This is a genomic window from Devosia polycyclovorans, from assembly GCF_042181575.1.
In the GTDB taxonomy this organism is placed as follows: domain Bacteria; phylum Pseudomonadota; class Alphaproteobacteria; order Rhizobiales; family Devosiaceae; genus Devosia; species Devosia polycyclovorans.
Genome location: NZ_CP170082.1, coordinates 1369820 through 1393112, shown reverse-complemented (window position 1 = coordinate 1393112; position 23293 = coordinate 1369820). Strand labels below are relative to the sequence as shown.

At 61.0% G+C, this 23293-nt stretch carries 20 protein-coding genes; 3 read left to right on the top strand and 17 right to left on the bottom strand.

Annotated elements, in window-relative coordinates:
- Nucleotides 1–42: 42 nt before the first annotated feature.
- The 5 genes from ACE4RL_RS07065 to chvE form a co-directional block, all read right to left on the bottom strand.
- The gene (locus ACE4RL_RS07065) at nt 43–1944 is read right to left on the bottom strand and encodes an ABC transporter substrate-binding protein (protein WP_375599797.1); all 1902 of its coding nucleotides are present in this window, start codon (nt 1942–1944) and stop codon (nt 43–45) included.
- Nucleotides 1945–2431: 487 nt separating this feature from the next.
- Entirely contained in the window at nt 2432–3469 is a 1038-nt protein-coding gene (locus tag ACE4RL_RS07060; protein ID WP_375599796.1) for a LacI family DNA-binding transcriptional regulator, read from the bottom strand.
- A 162-nt stretch (nt 3470–3631) separates the two neighbouring features.
- A complete protein-coding gene (gene mmsB / locus ACE4RL_RS07055) occupies nt 3632–4915 on the bottom strand; it encodes a multiple monosaccharide ABC transporter permease (protein ID WP_375599795.1) in 1284 nt (427 codons plus the stop codon).
- Entirely contained in the window at nt 4912–6444 is a 1533-nt protein-coding gene (gene mmsA / locus ACE4RL_RS07050; protein WP_375599794.1) for a multiple monosaccharide ABC transporter ATP-binding protein, read from the bottom strand. The genes mmsB and mmsA overlap by 4 nt, the downstream gene beginning before the upstream one ends.
- A gap of 158 nt (nt 6445–6602) precedes the next feature.
- Nucleotides 6603–7679, bottom strand: a complete 1077-nt coding sequence (chvE, locus tag ACE4RL_RS07045; RefSeq protein ID WP_375599793.1) for a multiple monosaccharide ABC transporter substrate-binding protein — start codon at nt 7677–7679, stop codon at nt 6603–6605.
- 434 nt (nt 7680–8113) lie between these two features.
- On the opposite strand from chvE, the gene ACE4RL_RS07040 reads away from it, so the two are divergent.
- Nucleotides 8114–8878: a FadR/GntR family transcriptional regulator gene (locus ACE4RL_RS07040; protein ID WP_375599792.1), complete on the top strand. Its 765-nt coding sequence runs from the start codon at nt 8114–8116 to the stop codon at nt 8876–8878.
- A gap of 15 nt (nt 8879–8893) precedes the next feature.
- Here the strand turns inward: ACE4RL_RS07040 and ACE4RL_RS07035 are convergent, their stop codons facing one another.
- From ACE4RL_RS07035 to ACE4RL_RS07010, 6 genes are all read right to left on the bottom strand, one after another.
- The gene (locus ACE4RL_RS07035) at nt 8894–9946 is read right to left on the bottom strand and encodes an osmoprotectant NAGGN system M42 family peptidase (protein WP_375599791.1); all 1053 of its coding nucleotides are present in this window, start codon (nt 9944–9946) and stop codon (nt 8894–8896) included.
- A complete protein-coding gene (locus tag ACE4RL_RS07030) occupies nt 9943–10746 on the bottom strand; it encodes a FadR/GntR family transcriptional regulator (protein WP_375599790.1) in 804 nt (267 codons plus the stop codon). The genes ACE4RL_RS07035 and ACE4RL_RS07030 overlap by 4 nt, the downstream gene beginning before the upstream one ends.
- Nucleotides 10743–11549, bottom strand: coding sequence for an ATP-binding cassette domain-containing protein (locus ACE4RL_RS07025; RefSeq protein WP_375599789.1), 807 nt, complete (start codon nt 11547–11549; stop codon nt 10743–10745). Before ACE4RL_RS07025 ends, ACE4RL_RS07030 begins: the two co-directional genes overlap by 4 nt.
- A complete protein-coding gene (locus ACE4RL_RS07020) occupies nt 11546–13330 on the bottom strand; it encodes a dipeptide/oligopeptide/nickel ABC transporter permease/ATP-binding protein (RefSeq protein ID WP_375599788.1) in 1785 nt (594 codons plus the stop codon). Before ACE4RL_RS07020 ends, ACE4RL_RS07025 begins: the two co-directional genes overlap by 4 nt.
- Entirely contained in the window at nt 13327–14274 is a 948-nt protein-coding gene (locus ACE4RL_RS07015; protein WP_375599787.1) for an ABC transporter permease, read from the bottom strand. Before ACE4RL_RS07015 ends, ACE4RL_RS07020 begins: the two co-directional genes overlap by 4 nt.
- Nucleotides 14275–14375: 101 nt before the next feature.
- Nucleotides 14376–15941, bottom strand: coding sequence for an ABC transporter substrate-binding protein (locus ACE4RL_RS07010; protein ID WP_375599786.1), 1566 nt, complete (start codon nt 15939–15941; stop codon nt 14376–14378).
- 133 nt (nt 15942–16074) lie between these two features.
- On the opposite strand from ACE4RL_RS07010, the gene ACE4RL_RS07005 reads away from it, so the two are divergent.
- On the top strand, nt 16075–16710 hold the full coding sequence (locus ACE4RL_RS07005; RefSeq protein ID WP_375599785.1) for a DUF1028 domain-containing protein: 636 nt from the start codon (nt 16075–16077) through the stop codon (nt 16708–16710).
- A gap of 63 nt (nt 16711–16773) precedes the next feature.
- Here the strand turns inward: ACE4RL_RS07005 and ACE4RL_RS07000 are convergent, their stop codons facing one another.
- The 6 genes from ACE4RL_RS07000 to ACE4RL_RS06975 form a co-directional block, all read right to left on the bottom strand.
- Complete coding sequence (locus ACE4RL_RS07000; RefSeq protein ID WP_375599784.1) at nt 16774–17610, bottom strand: alpha/beta fold hydrolase; 837 nt, start codon at nt 17608–17610, stop codon at nt 16774–16776.
- On the bottom strand, nt 17607–18725 hold the full coding sequence (locus ACE4RL_RS06995; protein ID WP_375599783.1) for a branched-chain amino acid ABC transporter permease: 1119 nt from the start codon (nt 18723–18725) through the stop codon (nt 17607–17609). The genes ACE4RL_RS07000 and ACE4RL_RS06995 overlap by 4 nt, the downstream gene beginning before the upstream one ends.
- Before the next feature lie 13 nt (nt 18726–18738).
- Nucleotides 18739–19758 carry a branched-chain amino acid ABC transporter permease gene (locus tag ACE4RL_RS06990; protein ID WP_375599782.1) on the bottom strand — a complete coding sequence of 340 codons (1020 nt, stop codon included), beginning with the start codon at nt 19756–19758 and terminating at the stop codon, nt 18739–18741.
- Between the two features lie 7 nt (nt 19759–19765).
- Nucleotides 19766–20482 (bottom strand): ABC transporter ATP-binding protein, encoded by a 717-nt coding sequence (locus tag ACE4RL_RS06985; protein WP_375599781.1) that lies wholly within the window; start codon nt 20480–20482, stop codon nt 19766–19768.
- A complete protein-coding gene (locus ACE4RL_RS06980) occupies nt 20482–21252 on the bottom strand; it encodes an ABC transporter ATP-binding protein (RefSeq protein ID WP_375599780.1) in 771 nt (256 codons plus the stop codon). Before ACE4RL_RS06980 ends, ACE4RL_RS06985 begins: the two co-directional genes overlap by 1 nt.
- Nucleotides 21253–21331: 79 nt before the next feature.
- Nucleotides 21332–22522: a substrate-binding domain-containing protein gene (locus ACE4RL_RS06975; RefSeq protein ID WP_375599779.1), complete on the bottom strand. Its 1191-nt coding sequence runs from the start codon at nt 22520–22522 to the stop codon at nt 21332–21334.
- A 211-nt stretch (nt 22523–22733) separates the two neighbouring features.
- Here ACE4RL_RS06975 and ACE4RL_RS06970 point away from each other — a divergent pair, with 211 nt between their 5' ends.
- On the top strand, nt 22734–23291 hold the full coding sequence (locus ACE4RL_RS06970) for a LuxR C-terminal-related transcriptional regulator (RefSeq protein WP_375599778.1): 558 nt from the start codon (nt 22734–22736) through the stop codon (nt 23289–23291).
- Nucleotides 23292–23293: the final 2 nt, after the last annotated feature.

Below are 23293 nucleotides of genomic sequence, written 5' to 3'. Positions count from 1 at the left end.
AGCCGGGACGGGCGAACCCGTCCCGGACAGGGTCTTTTGGCTTTAGTCCTGTTCGATCCAGAACTGCTGGGTGCGCGCCAGGCCCACACCGCGGAAGATGTCGTCCTGCACAAGGTTTGCCTGCACATTGTGCATCTTGTCCGAGACGATATTGACCACGGTACCGGCACCATAGACACCGATTACCCAGCCCTGATTGACGAAGATTTCCGCCATCTGGGAGACATAGTCATCGGCGACTTCCACCGAAACCGACTGCGATGCCAGATCCCAAAGATCATAGATCTGCTGCAGTTCAGCGCTCGGCTCCATGCCTTCTGCGCCCTTGGTGTTGTACCACTTGAAGCTCTGGTTGGCGTAGCCGTCCGAGCCCATGATGCGGCGCGGATCGGCCGGCACATAGGTCAGGCGGTCAAACGGAATCCAGTGCATCTGGAAGTCGTTATTGGCGCGATTGTTGTCCCACTGGGTCCGGTCGATCACGCGGGGCAGGAATTCGATGCCGACATCGGCAAAGTTTTCGGCCAGCAGTTCGAGCGTTTTGGCGTGAGCGGCATCATTGGCCTCTACCACCAGGCTGAACCGCTTCCCATCGGGCCGCAGGCGGAAGCCGGCACCATCGCGTTCGCTCAGGCCTGCTTCATCAAGCAGTTCGTTGGCCAGATCGGGGTCATATTCAGTCCAGTGGGTCGACAGTTCCTCGCTGTAATAGGGCGACCCCATCACCGGCGCGGTCTGCAGCTCCTTTGCCAAACCCGATTGCGTCAGCTCATTGATCAATTCCCGATCCACCGCAATCGACATGGCATGGCGAACTGCCTCGGTCTCGAACAACCCGCGCAGAACCTCGTCCGTGGTGTTCATGTTGGGGACCAGCGACCACACATTGGAGTCCAGGCCCGGCACGATGTGATAGCCGCCCCGCTCCTCGTTTTCCTTGTAGAAGGTGTAGTTATCCAGGCTCATGTAGCGTGCCTGCATGTCGATCTGGCCTTGCGCCACCATCAGGTTGAGCGTTTCGGGATCCTGGAACAGCCGGTGCTCGATCCGATCGATATAGGGGAGCTGGTTGCCCTCCTGATCGACGGCATAATAATACGGGTTGCGCACCATGGTGACGGTTTCGGCCGGCGCTGGGGTCTCGATTTTCCAGGCGGTGATGACCGGCAGCTCCGGGTTGTTCCACCAGCCGGTCAGGGCACCCTTGGATCCCCAAAGATCGGTCCAGGCCGCGACATTGTACTTCTCGGCTGCAGCCGCGAGCTCTTCTTCGCTGGCATATTTGTCGTTGTACTGGCTCAGATAGTGCTTGGGAAACAGGAAACTGGGCCGGTCAAGGCTGGGCTCGCCGGTCGAATCCTTGGCCAGGATCTGCAGGAAATAGACATAAGGCTGGGCGAATTTGATGGTGAAGGTGCGCTCGTCCTGAACCTCGAGCTCAAGCGGCACGCCGCCCGGGGCAAAGGTGGGGTCAATCGTCGGCACCAGTGCAGGGTTGAGGAATACGTCGTTGTACCAGAACTCGACATCCTCGGTTGTGACCGGCATGCCATCAGACCACTTCAGGCCCTCGAGAAGTGTGAATGTGAATTCGGTCGAATCCTCGTTGACCGAATAGCTCTCGATGTAGCCCGGGGTCAGCACTGCTGTGCCATTCTCATCCGCGGTCCATTTGAGCACGCGCTCTTCCATGAGCTTGGTGGGACCCCAGCGGTCGCCCGGACCGCTATAGGCGCGACGCCAGGTGCCGCCATACTCGCCTACGCTCAGGGCGTTGACCACGGTTGGGTTGGTTGGCAGGCGTTCATCGACCGGTGGCAGGGCCCCCGCCTCTACTATTTCGGTCAACATTGGGGCTTCCTGGAAGGCCCAGGCCGCGACTGTCAGCGACGTGGACGACAGTGCCGCGAGTGAAAGTGCCGCGATCCAATTCTTGGCATTCATAGACTTCTCCTTAACTCACGCGCCAGCGTCCGCTATCTCCGGACCAGCGCAATAATCAGCCATGAGAAGCAGATAGCAGTGAATGCAAAAAATTTTGCACTATCCGTCTCCTCCCGAACACACAGCTGACCGGACGCGCTTATATTGTCTGTTTTTCTGCGCCCTGCCCGCTGTGAGCGCGGGCATATTTGCTGCTGAAGGCGTCAAGTGCAATATGAAATAAATTGCATAATAGGCTGTGCTTGAACTGCATCCAGCATGGTGTCGCGGCGATAGGACCAGCAAGGCATTGAGAAACAACGATTTTGACATACCGGGGCGGATTCCGGACACCTTTGCCTGCCCCAGAAATAAATTCCCCAAACAGTTACTTAGAACGCGAATCGAGCGGTCTTTCGAGACCATCGAAACCGCAAATCGTGTGGGAGTGTCAGGCTGTGACCACCAGGATGGGGGTGTTCTGAACCACAGAGGATGGCCAACTGGCCTAGACCAACGTTCGGACGCTTCCGCGAATGGTCAACCGGCAACCCAGCTCCAGCCGATTGGCCGGCATCGCCGCATCTGCGGCAACAATTCGCTGCTCGAGCAGATTGAGGGCCGCAAGGCCGATATAGTCGAGCGGCACGCTCACTGTGGTCAATGTGGGCGACGTGAACTCGCCCAGGGCCACGCCGTCAAACCCCACGACCGAAACATCATCGGGCAGGATGAACTTGGCGTCCTGCAAAGCGCTGATCACACCCAACGCAAGATTGTCCGCGGCGCAGAAAATCGCCGTGACACCACCGAGCCCGTCATGCTTGGAGAGCCAGCCACGCATGGCCGCAGCGCCCATGTCGGGAAAATAACCCTCCGCATAGTGGACATAGGCGGTCTCAAGGGACAATTCATTGGCGCGGAAGGCATCGAGAAAGCCATCCCGTCGTCGCCGGACAGTGCCACGGCCTTCCCAGGTCAGGTGCATGATGGAGCGATGCCCCTGCCGGATGAGCCAGTTTGTGGCAAAGCGCGCTGCAAACCGGTTGCCCGGTGTCACGCTGTCGATCTGCATTTCATGGTCTTCGCCGTTCATCAGTACAGCCGGAATACGGGAACCCGCGATAGCCCTGAGCAGATCGGGCCGGTCATCGCTGAGCAGCAGGATGCCATCCACCTCGGCCTGTCGGGCCTGCTCGACCAGTTTAGCACCGTTGAAATTGGGCGTATCCACCTCGATCGGCAGCACTCGGATGGACCGCCGCTCGCATTCGCGCATCAGCCGGCTCAGCAGCGTCCAGGAAAACAGGTTGTGCTGGTTGTTCGGAAGCGTGTCGCGCGGCACCGCGAGCATGACACTGCGCAAGACAGCGATAGTGGCCTTTTCGCGCCGCCGCGCCAGATAGCCCAGTTCCCTGGCAGCACTCAGCACCCGTTCGCGCACTTCGAGCGAGATGGTCGCGGTGCCGTTCAGCACATGAGATACGGTAGATGCCGCAACCTCGGCGCGGGCAGCAATGTCTTTTATCCCGACTTTTCGGCTCACACCGGGCCTCTCATGAGTCACCTCTGATCGTGACTCTATGTGACCTCAAGCCAGACTTCGCAACCTATGATTTTCCGCGGAACCCCACGCGGGCGCGCATCATGAGCGAACCCGGGAAGTTGGCCGCCGGCAAATGTGCCGACGGCTTCTCCAGTCGGTTGATCAGGCAGACCGGTTCTTGTTGTACAGATCGAAGAACACGGCGGCGAGCAGCACCACGCCCTTGATCATCTGCTGCCAGTCGATATTGACGCCCATAATCGACATACCATTGTTCATAACACCCATGATGAAGGCACCGATCACCGCGCCCGCCACCTGGCCAACACCGCCTAGCGCCGAAGCGCCGCCGATGAATACGGCCGCGATCACGTCCAGTTCCAGCCCCTGCCCCGCCTTTGGCGTCGCCGAATTGAGGCGGGCGGCATAGATCATGCCAGCCAGCGCCGCCAGGGCGCCCATGATGGCGAAGATGTAGAAGGTGGTGCGTTCGGTCTTGATGCCCGAGAGCGCCGCCGCCTTGAGGTTGCCGCCCAAGGCATAGATCCGCCGTCCGAATGTCAGCCGCTTGGTCATAAACACGAAGAAGGCGATGAGAACCCCCATCACCACCAGCACATTGGGCAGGCCGCGATAGGAGGCGAGCATATAGGCGAAGAACAATACCAGCGCCGAGATCACCACATTCTTGATGATGAACAGGCTGAACGGCTCAACGTCGTAGCCGCGCGCCAGACGACGGCCGCGCCCGCGGATCGAGAAGAACACCATGCCGACAATGGCCAGGATAGCGATGACCATGGTGGTGGAGTGCAACACCACGTTCTGCCCGTTTTCGGCCAGCCAAGGCATGGTGATCGGGCCAACGATATCGGGGATAAAGCCGGCCGAAAGCATCTGGAACTCAGCCGGGAACGGACCAACCGACTTGCCGGCCAGGATGGCCAGCGACAGCCCCTTGAAGATCAGCATGCCGGCCAGCGTGACGATGAAGGCCGGAACCCGGTGATAGGCAATGATATAGCCCTGCGCGGCACCAATGGCAGCGCCGGCTACCAGACAGATAGCGCCAGCGACCAGCGGATGGGCCAGGAAAGCCAGCTCGGGCGGGAAATTCCAGCCCACCATGAGCATGGCTGCCAGTGCGCCGATGAAGCCGGAGACCGAGCCGACCGAAAGGTCGATGTGCCCGGCCACGATGACCAGCAGCATGCCCAGCGCCATAACGATGATGTAGCTGTTCTGCAGGATGATGTTGGTCAGGTTCACCGGCTTGAACAGCACGCCATTGGTGAAATACTGGAAGAACAGCATGATGAGGATCAGCGCCAGCAGCAGGCCATAGTCGCGCATATTGGCGCGCAGGGCGCCAATCAGCGTCATTTCATGGGCCTGAGCCGGCTGGGCCGCGGAACCGGTTCCGGTCGGTGCAGTTTCGGTGGTCATGATGCCTTTCCTTCGGCGCGCACGATGGAGCGCATGATCTTTTCCTGGCTCGCCTCGCTGGTGGGCATTTCGCCCACGATGCGGCCTTCATTCATAACATAGAGACGGTCGGTGATGCCTAGGAGCTCGGGCATTTCCGAGGAGATCACCAGGATCGCCTTCCCCTGGGCGGCGAGCTGATTGATGATGGTGTAGATTTCGTATTTGGCCCCGACGTCGATGCCGCGGGTCGGCTCGTCGAGAATGAGCACATCAGGGTTGGCGTAGAGCCATTTGCTCAGCACCACCTTCTGCTGATTGCCGCCAGAGAGGTTGCCCACGACCTGATAGACGCTGGAGGAGCGGATATTGGTCTTCTTACGGTAATCATTGGCCGCGTCGAGTTCGGCCAGATCGTCGATCACGCCCCAGCGCGACACCCCCATCAAATTGGCGATGGTCGTGTTGTGCTTGATGTGGTCGATCAGATTGAGGCCATAGGTCTTGCGGTCCTCGGTGGCATAGGCAATGCCATTGCGGATCGACTTGTCGACGCTTGAAGTATCCACCTTCTGGCCGTTGACGAAGACCTCACCCGAAATCTTCTGGCCGTAGGACTTGCCGAAGACGCTCATGGCAAATTCGGTACGCCCCGAGCCCATCAGACCGGCAATACCCACAACTTCACCCTTGCGGAGTGAGAGATTCACATTGTGAATAATCTGGCGCTCGCGATGCTGGGGGTGGAAGACGTTCCAGTTGCGCACCTCGAGCACCACTTCGCCGACATTCGGGGTGCGCGCCGGATAGCGATCATTGAGGGCGCGGCCTACCATCGAGGTGATGATACGATCCTCGGTGATGTCCTCAGTGTTCATCGTCTCGATAGCCTTGCCATCGCGGATCACGGTCACACGATCGGCTATGCGGGATATCTCGTTGAGTTTGTGGCTGATGATGATCGAGGTGATGCCCTGATTCTTGAATTCGAGCAGCAGATCGAGCAGTGCCTGGCTGTCTTTTTCTGACAGGGATGCAGTGGGCTCGTCGAGGATGAGCAATTGCACCTGCTTGGAGAGCGCCTTGGCGATCTCGACAAGCTGCTGCTTGCCAACCCCGATATTGGTGATCAGCGTGTCGGGATCTTCCCTAAGTCCCACCATCTTGAGCAGCTTGCGCGCGCCGTCGCGGGTCTCGTCCCAATCGATGATGCCGCCCTTGGCCTGCTCATTGCCCAGAAAGATATTCTCGGCAATCGAGAGCAGGGGCACAAGCGCCAGCTCCTGATGGATGATGACGATGCCCTTGTGCTCGCTGTCGCTAATCGATTTGAAGTGCTGCTCTTCACCCCGGTAAATGATCTGCCCGTCATACGAGCCGGCAGGATAGACCCCGCTCAGCACCTTCATCAGGGTGGACTTGCCCGCGCCGTTCTCGCCGCAAATGGCGTGGATCTCGCCCTCGCGAACGTCCAGATTGACGTCGGAGAGCGCCTTGACGCCGGGGAAGGTCTTGGTGATGCTGCGCATCTCCAGAATGGTCTTGGTCATGCTGACCCTGTCATTTCAGTGACCGAAAATGGGCTCGCCGGGCGTATTGCCCTCGCGGGCCCGGCCCTCCAGACGCCTTCGATGAGCGCGGAGAAAGCCCGGTGAACTTGCTTGAGTAGGGACCCCGAACAATCGGGATCCCTGGTTCCAGAGGCTGCTTACTGCAGCTCTTCCGCCTTGATGTAGCCCGAATTGACCACGCGTTCTTCGTAGTTGGTGATATCGACCTCATACGGGGTCAGCAGGATCGAGGGCACAACCTTGACGCCATTGTCATAGGTGGTGGTGTCAAGGCCGGTCGGCTCTTCGCCCGAGAGCACGGTATCGATCAGCTGGGCGGTGTACTGCGCCAGTTCACGGGTGTCCTTGAACACGGTCGAGTACTGCTCACCGGCAATGATTGCCTTGACCGACGGGGTTTCGGCGTCCTGACCGGTAATGATCGGCCATTCGAGATCGCCAGACCCATAACCAACGCCACGCAGCGACGAGATGATGCCGCGGCTCAGGCCATCATAGGGAGACAACACGCCATGCACGCGGCTGCCGTCCGAATAGTTGGCGGACAGGATATTGTCCATGCGCGCCTGGGCGACAGCGCCGTCCCAGCGAAGCGTGCCAACCTGCTCCATGCCCTGCTGGCCCGACTTGATGACAATGTCACCGGCGTCGATCAGCGGCTGCAGCACGGCCATGGCGCCGTCGTAGAAGAAGAAGGCGTTGTTGTCGTCCGGCGAACCGCCGAAGAGCTCGACGTTCCAGGGCTTTTCGTCGCCAAAGCGGGCTTCGAGACCCTTCACCAGGCTGTTGGCCTGAAGCACGCCCACCTGGAAGTTGTCGAAGGTGGTGTAGTAGTCGACATTCGGGCTTTCCAGGATCAGGCGGTCATAGGCAAAGACCTTGACGCCTTGATCGGCGGCGTTCTGCAGCACGGCCGAAAGCGTAGTGCCATCAATCGACGCCACCACGAGAGCCTTGACGCCCTTGGTGACCATGTTTTCGATCTGGGCAAGCTGGTTCGGAATGTCGTCTTCCGCATATTGCAGGTCGACAGTGTAGCCCATGCCTTCGAGGGCGGACTTGAGCTCGTTGCCGTCCGAGATCCAGCGCAGCGACGACTGTGTCGGCATGGCGATACCGACCTGGCCCTTGTCCTGGGCGAAAGCGGCGGTGGCTGCGGATGCAACCAGAGCACCCGTAGCGAACAGCGTCGCAATTGATTTGAGAACCTTCACGTCTCGACTCCCTAAAACTTTCGAGATTGGTTGATTATCGTCTTCTGGGTTCGGGAAAGTCAGGCAGTCCCAAGCCGGCCAGCAAGCGCACAACGACAAAGCTGCACCATTGATCGCCGGCTGAAGCCGCCTCTTGAACAAGTCGACGCCCGTTGGGCATCGCCTCTTAACAGAACTACTTGAATCCTCCGGCACGGACGGCAGACCACCGCCATGGACTCTCCCAAGCCCGTGCGCTGGAAGCTAGAATAATCAGATAGGCGTGTAAAGCGTTCGAACCTCGCATGGTCTTATTTTTCGACTATCGGAAAAATATTCTGATCATGCTGCGCCTCGCATATGCACGACGACGAACACGTGGGAGTAGGGTTGTCAGGAGTTGAACTCGAACCGAAAAGAGCGCAAACATGTGCCAAGTTATCTGATAAGTTGGAGTGTCGAGAATTTCCAGAAGCGGCCCCATAGCTGGGCGGGGAAGCGCTGCCACCGATGTTGCGGACGACCTTGCCCAAGAGATCCTCACGGCTCTGACGCCTGGCGCCAGCCTGCCCAGCGAAGCTGAGCTGGCCGACCGCTATGCGGTCAGCCGCCTAACAATCCGCGAGGCGGTCAAGCTGCTCGCGGGGCGCGGTCTGCTCGATATTGCGCGCGGCCGAAAGGCTGTGGTGCGCGAACCGGATGGCACTGCCTTTTCAGACTTTCTGACATCGCTGCTGAATAACGACTCCAAGAGCCTTTTCGACCTGATCGAAGTGCGGCTATCGCTGGAAGTGCAGAGTGCGACACTGGCCGCCAAACGTGCCAATCGCGCCGGATTGGCGGCAATTGAAAGTGCATTGCGCGGAATGCAGGACAATGCCGAAGCGGCCCTGGCTGGCGATCCGGCGGCCGATCGCCGCTTCCACGATTTCGACGTGGGCTTCCACGAGGCCATCGCCCTGGCCAGTGGCAATCGCATTCTTGGCTACTTGTTTGAGGCCATGTCCGCCCAATTGCGGCACGGCATCCAGATCAGCCGCCGCGGCCACGCCAATCGCGGACACACCCTGTTTGACACCATCGAATGGCATCAGCGCATTCTTGAGGCGATCCGGGCCGGCAATCCTCGAGCCGCCGGCGAAGCCATGCGCCTGCACCTCAAGGACACAGAGAGCGATATTCGCAACGCGCTGTCCAACGTCGCAGATCAGCCGGCCTGATCGGCCTGCCGGCAGCTATTGCTGGCCAGCGCTCCGTTCAGGCAGCGCCGACCCGACATAGGCCTGCAACAGGCGCGTGAGGGCCTCGAGCGAGGCGATATGCGTGCGTTCCCAGCCATGCGAGCTATCCAGGGAAAAGCAGGCTAGTCCCACCCGGATATCCCACCCGGCCTCCACCGCCGCAGCACTGTCCGATCGATAGTGGCGAAACGTGTCCCGCACATGGGCGATGTCATGGCGCGCACACAGATCGAGCAGGTGCCGCGTTACCGGTTCATCGAACGGCCCCTGCCGGTCGCGCATGGCAATGGTCACCGCATCGTCGCGGCTCGCCTGGCTCGGCGCCGTGACCGCATTGTCGATGGCAAGCAGTTCTTCCACTTCGGGCCCGAACCCGTGCGTCCCGCCGATACCGATTTCTTCGGCAATGGTGAACATCGCCTGGAAGGGTATATCGACATGAACATGCCCATCGGTGATCGACTTAAGCAGCGCCAGAAGCGTGGCGCATCCGGCCTTGTCGTCCAGGTGGCGCGAAACGATGAAGCCGTCGATGACTTCCGGTTGCGCATCGACGGCCACCATGTCCCCGACATTGAAGCCAGCAGCCTTGAGGGCTGCCGCATCGGACAGTTCCGCATCCACCCGGACCTCCAGATTATCCCAATCGGCAGGCTGCGTATCGACCTCGGTATTGAAGCGATGACCGGAGGCCTTGAGTGGCAGGATTGTGCCGCGATGCTGTGCCTCGTCTGAGAAGATCGTAACCCGCGCCCCCTCGGCGAAGCGGGCGGCCCAAGTGCCCGTATTGCGCAGCGCCAGCCGGCCATTAGGTTTGAGTTCGGTAACCATGGCCCCAAGCGTATCCAGATGCGCGGCCAGGGCGCGACGCGGCGGTCCATCCCCGACCTCGACATAGAGCACGCCACGCCGGGTATATTTCGGTTCCAGCCCCAATTCGCGCAGCCAGCCATCGACGAGGGCCACGGCCCGGCCGGTCATCCCGACCGGGCTCGGCGTCCGGACCAGCTGTAGCAGGCAATCGAGCAGATAGTCCTTGTCGATCATGCCGGCCGCCGTTTTCTCCCGCGGCGCGGGGCGGCTTCTTCACTCAGGAACCGATCCATCAGCTTGGCCTGGAGCCCCAGCATGTGCTTTTCGGCCTCGGCCATGTGCTCGGCCAGGATAGCCGAGGCAGCCTCGGCATCGCGGCGGCGCATGGCCGCGATCAGATCACGCTGATGCTCGATACCGGACTGTCGCAGCACCGGTTCGGGCTGCACATAGATGTCCTGGGCGATGGCAAGGTCCTTGAGCAGACGCTGCAGGAAGCGGCAGGTAAAGGCCAGGATCGGATTGTCGGCATATTCGGCAACCACGCCATGAAAATCGAGCTCGGCCATGCGCTGGTTCCAACGCTCCGTGGCATCGGCCGGCTCATGGTCATAGACCGCGATGATGGCTTCCAGACGGTTAAGACCAGCTTCGTCGATATGCGGGGTGGCACTGGCTGCCGCCAGCGGTTCGAGCGCCTTGCGCATCTCGTAGATATTGGCAATCGAGAGATTCTTGGCGAACAGGAAATTGGACAACAGGCTCATCGCCCGCCCTTCCGACATCCGCTCGATAAAGGCGCCGCCGCCAGGACCGGTGCGCACCGAAATCAGCCCCTGCACCTCGAGTGCCTTCAGTGCTTCGCGCACCGTGCCCTTGCTCGCGGCAAATTGGTTGATCAGTTCGCGTTCCTGCGGCAGGCGGTCGCCCGGTGCCAGACCATGTTCCACGATCATGCGCTTGATGGCGTCGACAATCTCGTCGGTCCGCTTGCGGCGTGGACGCGCGTCCAGGCTTGGGTCTATCTCGTTCATGCAGCATCCGAAGTCGTCAGGCGCGGCGCGCTGGAAATCAGCGCCCGCGTATAGTCGTGCTGTGGCGCGGCGAACAGCTGGGCCGCCGGCCCCACCTCGACCACCTCCCCCAGATACATAACCGCGACGCGATCGGAAATCGATTCCACCACCGCCAGGTCGTGGCTGATGAAGAGATAGCTCAGCCCCAGATCATCTCGCAATTGCTGGAGCAATAGCAGCACCTGTGCCTGCACCGAGACGTCCAGGGCACTGACAGGTTCGTCCAAAACCAGAATGCGCGCCTCTGCGGCCAGCGCACGCGCAATCGCAATGCGTTGGGCCTGCCCGCCAGAAAACTCATGCGGAAAGCGTTGCAGCGTATCGATCGGCATCTGCACCGCGTCGATCAATTCCTTCTTGCGGCTGGCCCGCTTTTGTCCGTCGTAGCCACACAGCAAGCGCAGAGGCACATCGAGAATGTCGCCGATGGTCTTGCGCGGGTTGAGCGAGGCAACGGGGTCCTGGAACACATATTGGATGGTTCTGCCAAAAGCGCGGGAGCCCGCCGATGCCAGCTCTTCCCAGGGCTTTTCGTCGATCGACATGCTACCCGAGGTGGGATGCTCCAACCCCACCAGCATGCGGGCAAGTGTCGACTTGCCGGACCCGCTCTCGCCCACAATGCCCAACGTCTCGCCCCGCATGAGGTCAAGCGAAATGCCCTTTACCGCATGGACCTCACTGGCCTTGCGTCCGAAGAGGCTACGCCCGCCACCAAAGGTCTTGACCAGATCCCTTATCTGCACCGCCGTCTCGCTCATGCCCCCGCTCCCGAAAACAGCGGCCGCACCCGATTGAGAAATGCCTGTCCTTCGCCCAGTTCCGGCACGCAGGCAATGAGGCGCTTGGTGTAGTCGTGCTGCGGATCGCGCAACACATCATTGGTGTCACCCTGCTCGACGATCTCACCGTTTTTCATCACCGCCACGCGGTCGCAGACCTGCGCCACAACGCCAAAATCATGGGTTATCAGCAGGAGCGCCAGCCCGCGTTCCTTGCGCAGATTCTGCAACAGTTCGAGAATGCGCGCCTGCACAGTGACATCAAGTGCGGTGGTCGGCTCGTCGGCGATGATGATGTCCGGGTCGTTCGCCAGGGCCATGGCGATGCCGATACGTTGCCGCTGTCCGCCGGACAGTTCATGTGGATAGGCCGTCGCCCGCTCGGCAGCATCGCGAATGCCAACGGTTTCCATCAGTTCCACGGCCCGGCGTTTGGCCTCAGCCCTGCCCACATTGTCGTGCACAAGAATGGCTTCAGCGATCTGTGCGCCAACCCGGAACAGCGGATGCAAAGTGGTCAGCGGGTCCTGAAAGACATAGGCGACGCGCCCACCGCGCAGACCGAGCAATTCCTGCTCGCGCAGCGAGAGCACCTCTCTTCCGTCCACATAAACGCCACCCGCCGTTATGACGCCCGGCGGCGAGGCCACGAGCCCCATCAGCGACAGCGCCGTCACCGACTTGCCCGAACCGCTCTCGCCAATTAGCCCCAGGCATTCCCCTTTGCCGAGCCGGAAGCTGATATTCTTGACCGCCGGCGCTATCGAGCTGCCATCGTCAAATCCCGTCGAGAGATTGTCCACCACCAGCGCCGGCGCGTCCTCAAGCTCAGCAGCGGGCTTGGTCTTGCGATCAATCTTGGTCACCGGCATGGGCCGGTCCAGCGCCCCGGAGCGCAGGCGCGGATCAAGCACGTCCCGCACCCCATCGCCCAGCAGGTTGATGCTCATCACCAGAATGAAGATCATGATGCCCGGAATGATCGACGCATGCGGCGCGGTGAACAATTGCGCCCGCGCCTGCCCCAGCATGGAGCCAAGATCGGAGGTCGGCGGCTGCGCGCCCAGACCGAGGAAGCTCAGACCCGCGGTTTCCAGGATCATCCAACCCACCGTGGTTGACATGGTGATGACGATTACCGGCAGCACATTTGGCAGCACCTCGGTGAACAGAATGGCCGGATGGCTCTTGCCCGAAAGCCGGGCCGCATCAACGAATTCGCGATTGCGGATCGAAACCGTCACCCCCCGTATATTGCGCGCAAAGAACGGGATATTGACGATGGCAATGGCATAAAGCGCATTGAGCAGCCCCGGCCCCAGCGCCGCCACGATGGCAATCGCCAGCAGGATATAGGGGAAGGCCATCAGCATATCGACAAAGCGCATCAGGACGCTATCGGTCGCGCCCCGCGCATAGCCCGCCACCAGCCCGATCAACGACCCGAAGATTGCCGCCAGCGCCGTCGCGCTAACCCCCACGAGCAACGATACCTGCGTCCCCCAGATCAGCCGCGAGAGAATATCCCGCCCCAGATGATCGGTCCCCAGCAGATGCCCGTTGCTGAACGGGGGTAGCAGCCGGTTCGGCTGGTCGGTAATGTCGGGATTGGGCAGTGGTAATACCGGCGCCAGAATGGCCAGCACCACGATGAAGCCGAACATGAACAGGCCCGCTGCCGCCAGGCGATTGGCCATCAGCAATTGCCAATTGCTGCGGCGCTTGCGGGGTTCGGGCGCAGTCAGGGTCATGTCTGTCATGCCTTGAGCCTCGGATCGAGCATGGCCTGGGCAACATCGGCCAAAAGGTTGACGAGCACATAGACCGTCGCGGCCACCAGCACCCCGCCCTGCACCAGCAGTAGGTCGCGCGTGGATACCGCCTTGACCAGCATCTGCCCCAGTCCCGGCCACTGGAACACGGTTTCGATATAGACCGCTCCACCCAGCACGAAGCCAGCCTGGATCCCGATCACCGGAATAATGGAAACCAGCGCCGCGCGGAACGCATGGCGATAGATCACTGCGTTCTCGCTCAGCCCCTTGGCGCGCGCGGTGCGGATGAAATCCTGTCGCAACACCTCCAGCATGGCCGCCCGCGTCAGCCGCGCCACCACCCCTGTGGCGACAATGGCCAGCGTACCCGCCGGCAGGATCAAATGGCGCAACAGGTCCGGCAGATCGCCCCCGCCATAAACCGCATACATGCCCGAGGCCGGCAGCAACCGCCACTGCACGGCAAAGAGCAGGATTAGCACGAGCCCCAGAAAAAAGGCCGGCATGGAAATGCCGATCAGCACGAAAAACGTAACGATCCTGTCCGTCCAGCCGAACTGGCGCACTGCCGAAACTATGCCTGCCAGAATGCCGAGGACCGAACAGATGACCAGAGATGCACCCGCCAGGATGAGCGTCGCTCCAAACCGCTCCAGCACTTCGTCAAGAACGGGCCGATTGAGGATATAGGAGCGCCCGAAATCCCCCTGCAGCAGATTGCCGATCCAGATCACATATTGCTCCGGCCACGAGCGATCGAGCCCCAGCGCCCGGTTGATACGCTCGACATTTTCCGGCGTGGCGTATGACCCCAGCAGCGCTTGGGCGGGATCACCCGGGATAAGTTTCATCACCAGGAACACGATGATCGACAATCCCAAAATCACCGGGATCGCGGCCAGCAGGCGCTTGCCGATATAGGCGGTCATGTCTGTCCTCCTCTAATCCCGGGGTCTGGAGATGTTCCCCCTCACAGACCTGTGCTGATACGGAGCGCCGGATGAGGGTCCCTCCCCCACCCGGCACAAGCCTATGGCTTGCTCACGTCTCGCAGCACCAGACCGAAGTCCGGCTGCAGCTCGAAGTCGCCCACGGCACTGGTGACGACCGCATTCTGCTTCCAGTTGGCCACGAACAGCCAAGGCGCGTCCTCATGAGCGATTTCCTGCACCTGCTTGTAGAGTTCGGCGCGCTCCGCCTGGTCGGTCGCAACGCGGGCCTGGTCGAGCAGGGCGTCCACTTCCGGGTTTGAATAGTAGGACGAGTTGAACCCGCCCTCTTCCGGCCAGGCGGCCGTGCGCAACGTGAGGAAGGGCAACGTGTCGGGGTCAGAGGTCATCCAGGCCATTTCAGCCATGTCTGCCTTGCCTTCCAGGCCCGGATTCACCTCCGAAAGGAAGGTGTTCCACTCATAGGTCTGGATTTCGACATCAAGGCCCACCGCAGCCAGATCGGCTTGGATGGCCGTGCCCATCGGCACCGGATCGAGCATGCCCGAACCGCCTTCGGTAACGAGGAAGGTCAGCGACGCGCCCTCCGCACCGGCCTCTGCCAGCAGTTGCTTGGCCATTTCCGGATCATAAGGATAGGGATCGACCTCTTCATTATAGGCCCAGTTGAACGCTGGCGGGATTGGCCCAGCTGAAACCTCGGCGGTGCCTTGCAGCACGTCGTTGACCAAGCTCTCCTTATTGACCGCATAGTTCACCGCCTGGCGCACCCGCACATCGGTGAAGGGCCCCTCCTTGGCGTTGAGCATCACATACCAGACATGGGGGCCGACGGCCTCCACCACCTGGTAATTGGCATCGTCACGGAACTGCGCGACATTGTCCGGCGGCGTTTCGAGCAGTACGTCGATCCCGCCAGAGAGCATCTCGGCGACACGGGTATTAGCGTCGGTGATAGGGCGGAAAATGGCCGCCTCCAGCGCCGGGGCGCCGTCCCAATAATCGTCATTGCGCGAAGCGACAACGCGCGTATTGGATTGCCACTCCTCGAATTTGAACGGGCCGGTGCCAACAGGATTACGCCCATAATCGGCGCCATACTGCTCAACCGCCGCCGGCGAGACAATCAGGCCCGTCGGCGAGGCCAGATTGGACATGAAGGGCGCAAAGGGCTCGTTGAGGGTGAACTTGACCGTCAGGTCATCGATCACTTCCACATTCTCGACCGAGGAGAAGAAGAAGGAGAGCGGGAACGGACCGGTATCGGCAAAGGGGTGGGTCTCGTCCAGCATGCGGTCGAAATTGAACTTGACCGCTTCGGCGTCGAAGGGCGTGCCGTCGTGGAAGCTGACACCTTCACGCAGGTTGAAAGTATATTCGAGCCCGTCATCGGAAATGATCCAGTCGGTGGCCAATGCCGGTTCGATCTCCAGCGTGCCGGACTTGTTGCGCACCAGCCCGTCATAAAGATTGACCGCGATGCGGAAGTCATTGGCGGCAGTGGAAACATGCGGGTCCAGCGAGGCTGGCTCCGCAATCTGCCCGACCACCAAAACATTGGGCGGCGTCTGGGCAGCCACCGGCGATACCAGTGCCAGGGCAGTGGCGGCGAGCAACGGCGCCAGTCCGTACCATTTGAATGTCATCGAAACCTCCTTGCGTTCCCTCAACCATTGCCTCGCGGCCCCTACCGTGAGACAAGGAATGTGTAATTTATCATCATAAATATCAGTCGCCGTCAATTTATGCTGATAAATTTGGAGGAAGGACTTCGCCGGTATGACTTTTTCGATCGCCGCACGAGATGCTCGAACCGGTGCTCTGGGCGTCGCAACCGCAACGGCCGGCCCGGCCGTCGGCGCCCTGGTGCCACATGGGCGGGCCAACGCCGCGGCGGTCGCCACCCAGGCCATGACCAACCCCTATATAGCCATCGATCTGCTCGCCAATGTTGAGCAACACGGCGCTCAATCGGCGTTGGACCTGGCTCTGGCTGCAGATCCGGAAAGCGACCGGCGGCAAGTTATTGTCGTGGACGCAGAAGGCGGCATCGCTGTGTGGACTGGTGGGAGTTGCCAGGGCTATGCCGGTCACCGCACCGGGAAAGATCTTGCCGTGGCTGGTAATATTCTGGCCGGCCCCAGTGTGTTGGACGCCATGCTGGACGCCGCCTCGTCAACACTGGAAATGCCCGAAAAACTGCTGGTAGCACTAAAGGCAGGCCACGCAGCCGGTGGCGATAGCCGCGGCATCAACTCGGCCGCGCTCAAGGTCTATGGCAGCCAGGCCTATCCCGATGTCGATCTGCGCATCGACTGGTCTGCCGATCCCCTCGCCGATCTGGCCGATCTGATGCAGCGCACATTGACCGGGGGATATGCGGAGTTCTTTGCCCAGGTCATGCGCCGCGGCTGAACCGCTGTCGACCCAGTGGTACCTGGCGTGCCGGAGCTACGGCCCCGTTCGACAGCGCATCTATTAAACAAGAAAATCCCGCAGCATCCCGATCTGCCTGTCATCCGCCAAGGTCGGTGCATGGCCGCATTCGGGGATGACGACCAGTTCAGGGCATGGCCCCCGCATCCGCATGGCGCTGGCAATGGTCGGCGGCAACACGTCGGAGTGTTCGCCGCGGATCAGCAGTGTACGCGCAATCACCGCGTCATAGGCATCCCACACATCCAGATCGGCCTTGTTTTCCGCCATGGTCGAGACAATGGCCGGGTCATAATGCACCGTCACCTTGCCGCCATCTGTCCGGCGCATCGAGGTATCAACCATACGACGCCAGAATGTCTCCGAATTGGCGCCGAACGGGGCATAGGTGCGGCGCAACCATGCTTCGTAGTCGGCCACGCTGTCGAACGTTGGAGGATTGCCAACATAGTCGGCAATGCGCCGCGCACTGTCATAAGGGATGTCCGGCCCCACATCATTGATGACCAGATGCGTGATGCGTTCCCGCAGCAATCCAGCCGCAAGCGTAATACCCAACAGCCCGCCCATGGACGTCCCGACCCATCCCAGCCGCCCGATATCATACCGGTCCAGCATGGCCTGGGTCATTTCGCCATAGGTGGCAAAGGTATAGTCGGCAGCCCCTCTTGCCGACCAGGCTGACAGTCCGCGCCCCAGCGTATCCGGGCACAGCACGAAAAAGTCCCTGGACAACGCTTGTGCAGCCTCGTCGAAGTCGCGGCCAGTCCGCGCCAGGCCGTGCCACATCACCAGTGCCGGATTAGCGCGGTCGCCCCATTCTGTCAGATGCATTTCGAAGCCAGCGGCGTCGATATAGGTCGAACGCGGCGCAGTCACTTCTGCCCTCCCTTGCCCAGCAAGGTGCCGACAATGCCCGATGGGAAGAAATAGACGAGGAGAATGAAGCCCAGGCCAAGCCAGAGCAGCCAGCGCTCAGGATTGAGCAGGTCGGGCAAAACCGGAACGCTGGCCGTTGCTTCGGCGCCAAGCGCCATCAGGTCCTTGAGATAGTATTGCGCCAGCGTCATCAGCACCACGCCAATGACCGCCCCCAGCATCGTCCCCATGCCGCCGATGACTACCATGAGCAGGATGTCGATCATGATGTCGAACGACAGCACGACATCGGGCCCGGTATATTTGAGCCAGACGGCGCGCAATATGCCCGCGCAGGCAGCTATGCCAGCGGCGATGCAGAAAATGGTCGTGCGATAGAACACCACGCGATAGCCGATGGCCTCAGCGCGCATCTCGTTTTCACGGATCGCCTTCAGCACGGAACCCAATGGCGAGGCGACGATGCGCATCATTATGAGGAACAGCACCAGCGCCGAGATGAAGACGAAATAATAGAGCGCGATCTTGCCGTTGAGAGAAACACCAAACAGCCGGACAGCCTTGTCCTCGGCATCGGTTAGCAATTCGAAGGCCGGCGAAAACAGGCGCGGGATGGAATAGGTGATGCCGTCCTCACCCCCGGTAAAGTCCGAAAGCTGGCTGGCCAGCACCATCATCACCGAGGCGGCCGAGAGCGTTACCATGGCAAAGAAGATCGCCTTGACCCGCAGCGAGAGCAGCCCGATCAGCAGCGCCAGCACCAGGGCCGCGGCGACCCCGATCCCGCCGCCCACCAGAATGGCTTCGAAACCCGGCCCCATCGCCTTGAGCGCAATGGCCGTGCCATAGGCGCCCATGCCGAAGAACATGGTGTGCGCGAACGAAACGATACCGGTATAGCCGATCAGCAGATCGTAGCTGGCCACCAGAACGATTAAGACGCAGATGCGAGCGGCCACTTCCTGGCTGCGCACGTCCGGGAACAGGAAGGGCGCCAGCGCCAGCGCCAGGCCGATCGCGATCACCGCCCCATAGACGACCAGCCGTCCGGTCCAGCCTGCCGCCGCGACGGGCCGCACGTGCGATGTGCCGAGCGCGGTGTTGTTCTGTGCCATGCTCATCTCCGCCTCACCGCTTGACCGCCGGCAGCAACCCATAGGGGCGCCAGAGCAGGATCGCCATCATCAGCAACATGTTCGATGCCAGCGCCATCTTCGGCACGAGAAAGGCGACGTAGTTGGCCATCAGCCCAACCAGCAGCGCGCCTAGCAGCGAGCCCTGGATGGAGCCCAGCCCGCCAATGATGACCACGATGAACACCAGGATCATCATCTCCGAGCCCAGCGCCGCTGTGATCAGGCCCTGATAACCAGCCCACATGGCCCCGCCCATCGCCGCCAGGGCCGAGCCGGCCATGAAGACGAGAATGAAGAGCCGGTCGATACGAAATCCCAGGGCCTCAACCATTTCCCGGTTTTCGACGCCAGCCCGGATAAGCAGGCCCAGCCGCGTGCGATTGAGCACGAGATAAAGCCCGATATAGACCAACAGCCCGAGCAAAAATGCAAAGATGCGGTAGATCTCAACCGAAACCCCCGCAAAGACGATCGAGCCGGTCAGCACCGCCGGACGCGGCACGGGGATTGGCGCACCGCCCCAGATCAGCAGGATCAGTTCTTCGGCCACGATCAGTGCTCCGACCGTGATCAGGATCTGCCGCAGATGGTCTTGATAGACCGGTTTGATCACCACCCGTTCAAAGAACCAGCCGGCCAGCCCACCGAAAATCGTGGCGACCGCAATGGCGATGAGCAGCCCCGTCAGGTTGAGCGCCGGATTGCCGCCCGTCACCCAGAAACCCAGCCAGCCCAACACCGTCGCGCCGATAAAGGCACCCGCGGTGACAAAGGCGGAATGGCCGAAATTGAGCACGTCCATAAGTCCGAAAATCAGCGACAATCCCGAAGCCATGAGAAAAATCATCATGCCCATGGCCAGTCCCGCGATGGTCAGCGTAGCCCAGGTCGAGGGCTGGCCGATCAGGATGAGGGCAATGCCTGCCAGCGCCAGCGGCAGCAGCATCACGCCGCCAAAACGGTCGATACTGGCCGTCATCCGTGCACGAAGAGGAAGGGAAGTGTCGGTCATATCGTCCTCAATGGGCTTCCAGCGACAGGCTGAGAAAACGGCTCTGCAGCGCCGGGTCCTTGACGAGATCGGCCATGGCTCCACGATGCACGATGCGCCCGTCATCGATCACCGCAACTGTCTGCCCCAGCGCGCTCGCGAAGTGGAAGTTCTGCTCGACCAGCAGGATCGTGGTTTCCTCAGCGATTTCTCGGAAAGCCGCGATCATGTTCCGGATGATCGAAGGGGCCAGCCCCTTGGTCGGCTCGTCGATCAGGATCAAATCGCGCTTTTCGATAATGGCCCGGGACACCGCCAGCATCTGCTTCTGCCCACCCGAAAGGGCATGCGCCGGCTTGGTCCAGAACTGCTTGATGGCCGGAAAGATATGGTAGATGCGATCAAGCCTCCGGCTGTCAAAGCTGCCGTCATGGCTGGCCAGCCGCATATTTTCCTCAACCGTCAGCCCACCGAATATGCCCATGTTCTCAGGCACAAAGGCGATGCCGCGTCGCGCGATATCGGGTGTCGGAAATCCGGCAATATCGGCGCCGCGAAACCGCACGGAGCCGCGCCGAGGCCTCCACAATCCCATGATCGTGCGCAGCGTCGTTGTCTTGCCTGCCCCATTGCGCCCCAGGATCACATGCACGCCACCCTCGGGCACATCCAGGCTCACCCCATGCAGGATCTGATATTGGGCAATGTCGGTATGGACATCATCGAGACTAAGGATCGGGGCCATCACGCCACCGCCTCGGCACCGGTGCCCAGATAGATGTCGCGCACCAGATCAAGCGCCATCACCTCTGCGGGGTCGCCATCGGCAACCAGCTCACCATTGTGCAGCACCACGATCCGGTCAGCCAGCGCACGCACCACACCCATCTTGTGTTCGACCAGCAGGACCGTGCGCGCACTGTCCTGCTTGATCCGCGCAATCAGGTCCAGGATCACCGGCGCTTCATCCACCGACATGCCGGCGGTCGGTTCATCGAACATGAAAATGTCCGGCTCCATCGCCAGCAGCATCGCCACCTCGAGCTTGCGCTGATCGCCATGCGGCAAGGCCGAAGCGGGCAATGCGGCCACCCCGGCCATATTGGTCTCGGTGAGATAATGCATGGCCTTGTCCGCCACCTCGGTCAGCCCTGCCGCCCGCACCATGATGCGATGCCCCTGCTGCGCCCGCGCCTGCACGGCGAGCCGCACATTCTCGAACACCGAGAGCTTGGGAAACAGGTTGGTCAGCTGAAATGCCCGGCCAATCCCCGCTCGCGCCCTCTGCGAAGGCGAGAGCGCGGAAATCTCCCGCTCCCCCAGAAATATCCGCCCCGCACTCGGCTTCAACTGTCCCGAAACCAGGTTGAACCAGGTCGTCTTGCCTGCCCCGTTGGGCCCGACAATCACCGTCAGTTCCCCAGGATGGAACGAGCAGGTCACATTGTTCACTGCCGCATGTCCGCCAAAACGGATAGTCAGGTTTTCTGTGCGGATGGATGGCGATCTGGACAAAACATACCCCGTGGGATGGACACGTCCGGCGAGGAGGACCCTCGCCGGGCGCGTCGTCAAGCCTGCGTTCGGGCGCAGCCTATTCCTGGTTGTTGCGGCCGACGGGGATATCCATCTCATCGGCCTCAATCACCCGCACCAGCTCAGGAATGGCCCAGTCCACGCCATCCTCGACCTTGATCTTGAAGTGATACATGGCCTGGAGCGCCTGATGGTCCTCGGGCCGGAAGGTCATGGTGCCCTTGGGCGTCTCGAAGCTCATCCCTTCCATGGTCTCGATCAGGGTTTCGGTTTCCCATTCGGGCGCGGTTTCCAGCGCCTTGACCACCGCCATGGCCGAGGCCATCCCGCCAGCGGTAAAGAAGTCCGGCGGCGTGCCGAAACGCGCCATATGCTCCTCGACCAGCCAGTCGTTCACTTCATTGTCGGGCGCTTCGTAGTAATAGTAGATCGCCCCTTCCATGCCCGGCACCTGCTTATAGGCGGCCAGCGCCGGCAGAATATTGCCGCCGGTCGAGAGCTCGATCTCGAAGCGCCCCGGATCGGCCGAGGCCAGCGGCGTCAGGGCGTCGATGCCTGCCACATAGATCATGATGACCTTGCGGCCGGGCTGATCCTTGAGCGCATTGAACAGTCGCTCGATGGTAGCGGTGAAGTCGGTGGTCTGCTGCGGGACATATTCCTCGGCGACGAGATTGGCGCCGGTGCCTTCAAGCGCCGACTTGAAAGCGGCAACCCCGTCGCGCCCGAACGCATAATCCTGTGCCAGGGTGGCAACGTAGAGGTTCTCGTCCGGCGCCAGGGCCAGCGCCTGGGCCTGCATATCCATCGACGAATTGCGGGACGTCTTGAACACATAGCGGTTCGAATCCGGCCCCGTCAGGCCATCGGCCACAGCCGGCTCGACCAGAAGGATGCGCTCATATTCCTCGGCCACTGGCAGCATGGAAAGCGCCACACCCGAAGACGTATCACCCACCGCGATCAGCGCATCGTCGTCGCCATAGGCCTCTGCCAGCAGCGCGCGCGCAATGTCGGGCTTGAACTGGGTGTCCTTGATGATCAGCTCGATGGGCTTGCCCTTGACCTCCATCGTGCCATTGGTGGCGTATTCGAGCCCCATCTCGAAGCCGGTATGGGTCTGCTTGGAATAGGCCTCCAGCGGCGAGCCCGAAAGCCCGTGCAGCAGCGCAATGCGCGCCGCGTCCTGGGCAAAGGCTGCCCCGCTCAGTGCCGTGGACAGGGCCAATGCGGCCAAAATCGTCTTCATGTCTTGCTCCCTCCAATGGGTGGCTGCCACGCCCGGTGGCCCGCCAACCCTATGCAATTCTTGCAAGATTTGTGAGACCAACGCTGGGCACCCACATCTCTCCTCCACATCGCTCCTGCGCGCCGTTTTCGGCATTGACTGGCGCAGAACGAATTGCGCGCTATTATTCCGGAGCCCATCAGCGCCGGACAATACCGTAGAAACACACCACATGATCGACCCATATGAGCTTGGCCTCCTGGCCTATGAGAACGCGCCGATCGGGCTGGTGGTGACCGAAAGCCGGGTGATCAGGGGCTGCAATCCGGCCTTTGCAGAAATGTTCGGCTATGGCGTTGACGAACTGGTCGAACAATCCTTCGCCATCCTCTATCCATCCATGGAGGAATTCGAGCGCATTCGCGACGTCGGGGTCGAGCCGCTCAAGCGCACCAATCGCTATTCGGACGAGCGCATCATGGCCCGCAAGAACGGAACCCTGTTCTGGTGCCGGGTACGTGGCCACTCACTGACGCGCGACGACGACCCGCTGCGCCGCGCCGTGTGGAGCTTTGCCGACCTCTCCGAGACCCGCAACGTGCTCAAGTTGTCCGGCCGCGAGCGGCAGATCGTCATGCACTTGGGCGAAGGCCGCACTTCCAAGGAAATCGCTCGTACCCTCGACATTTCGCCCCGCACCGTCGAAAGCTACCGCGCGCGGCTGCTCAAGAAATACAATGCTCACAATGTCGCCGAGCTGCTTTCCCATCTCAGCTCCATGCCCGGTTGATT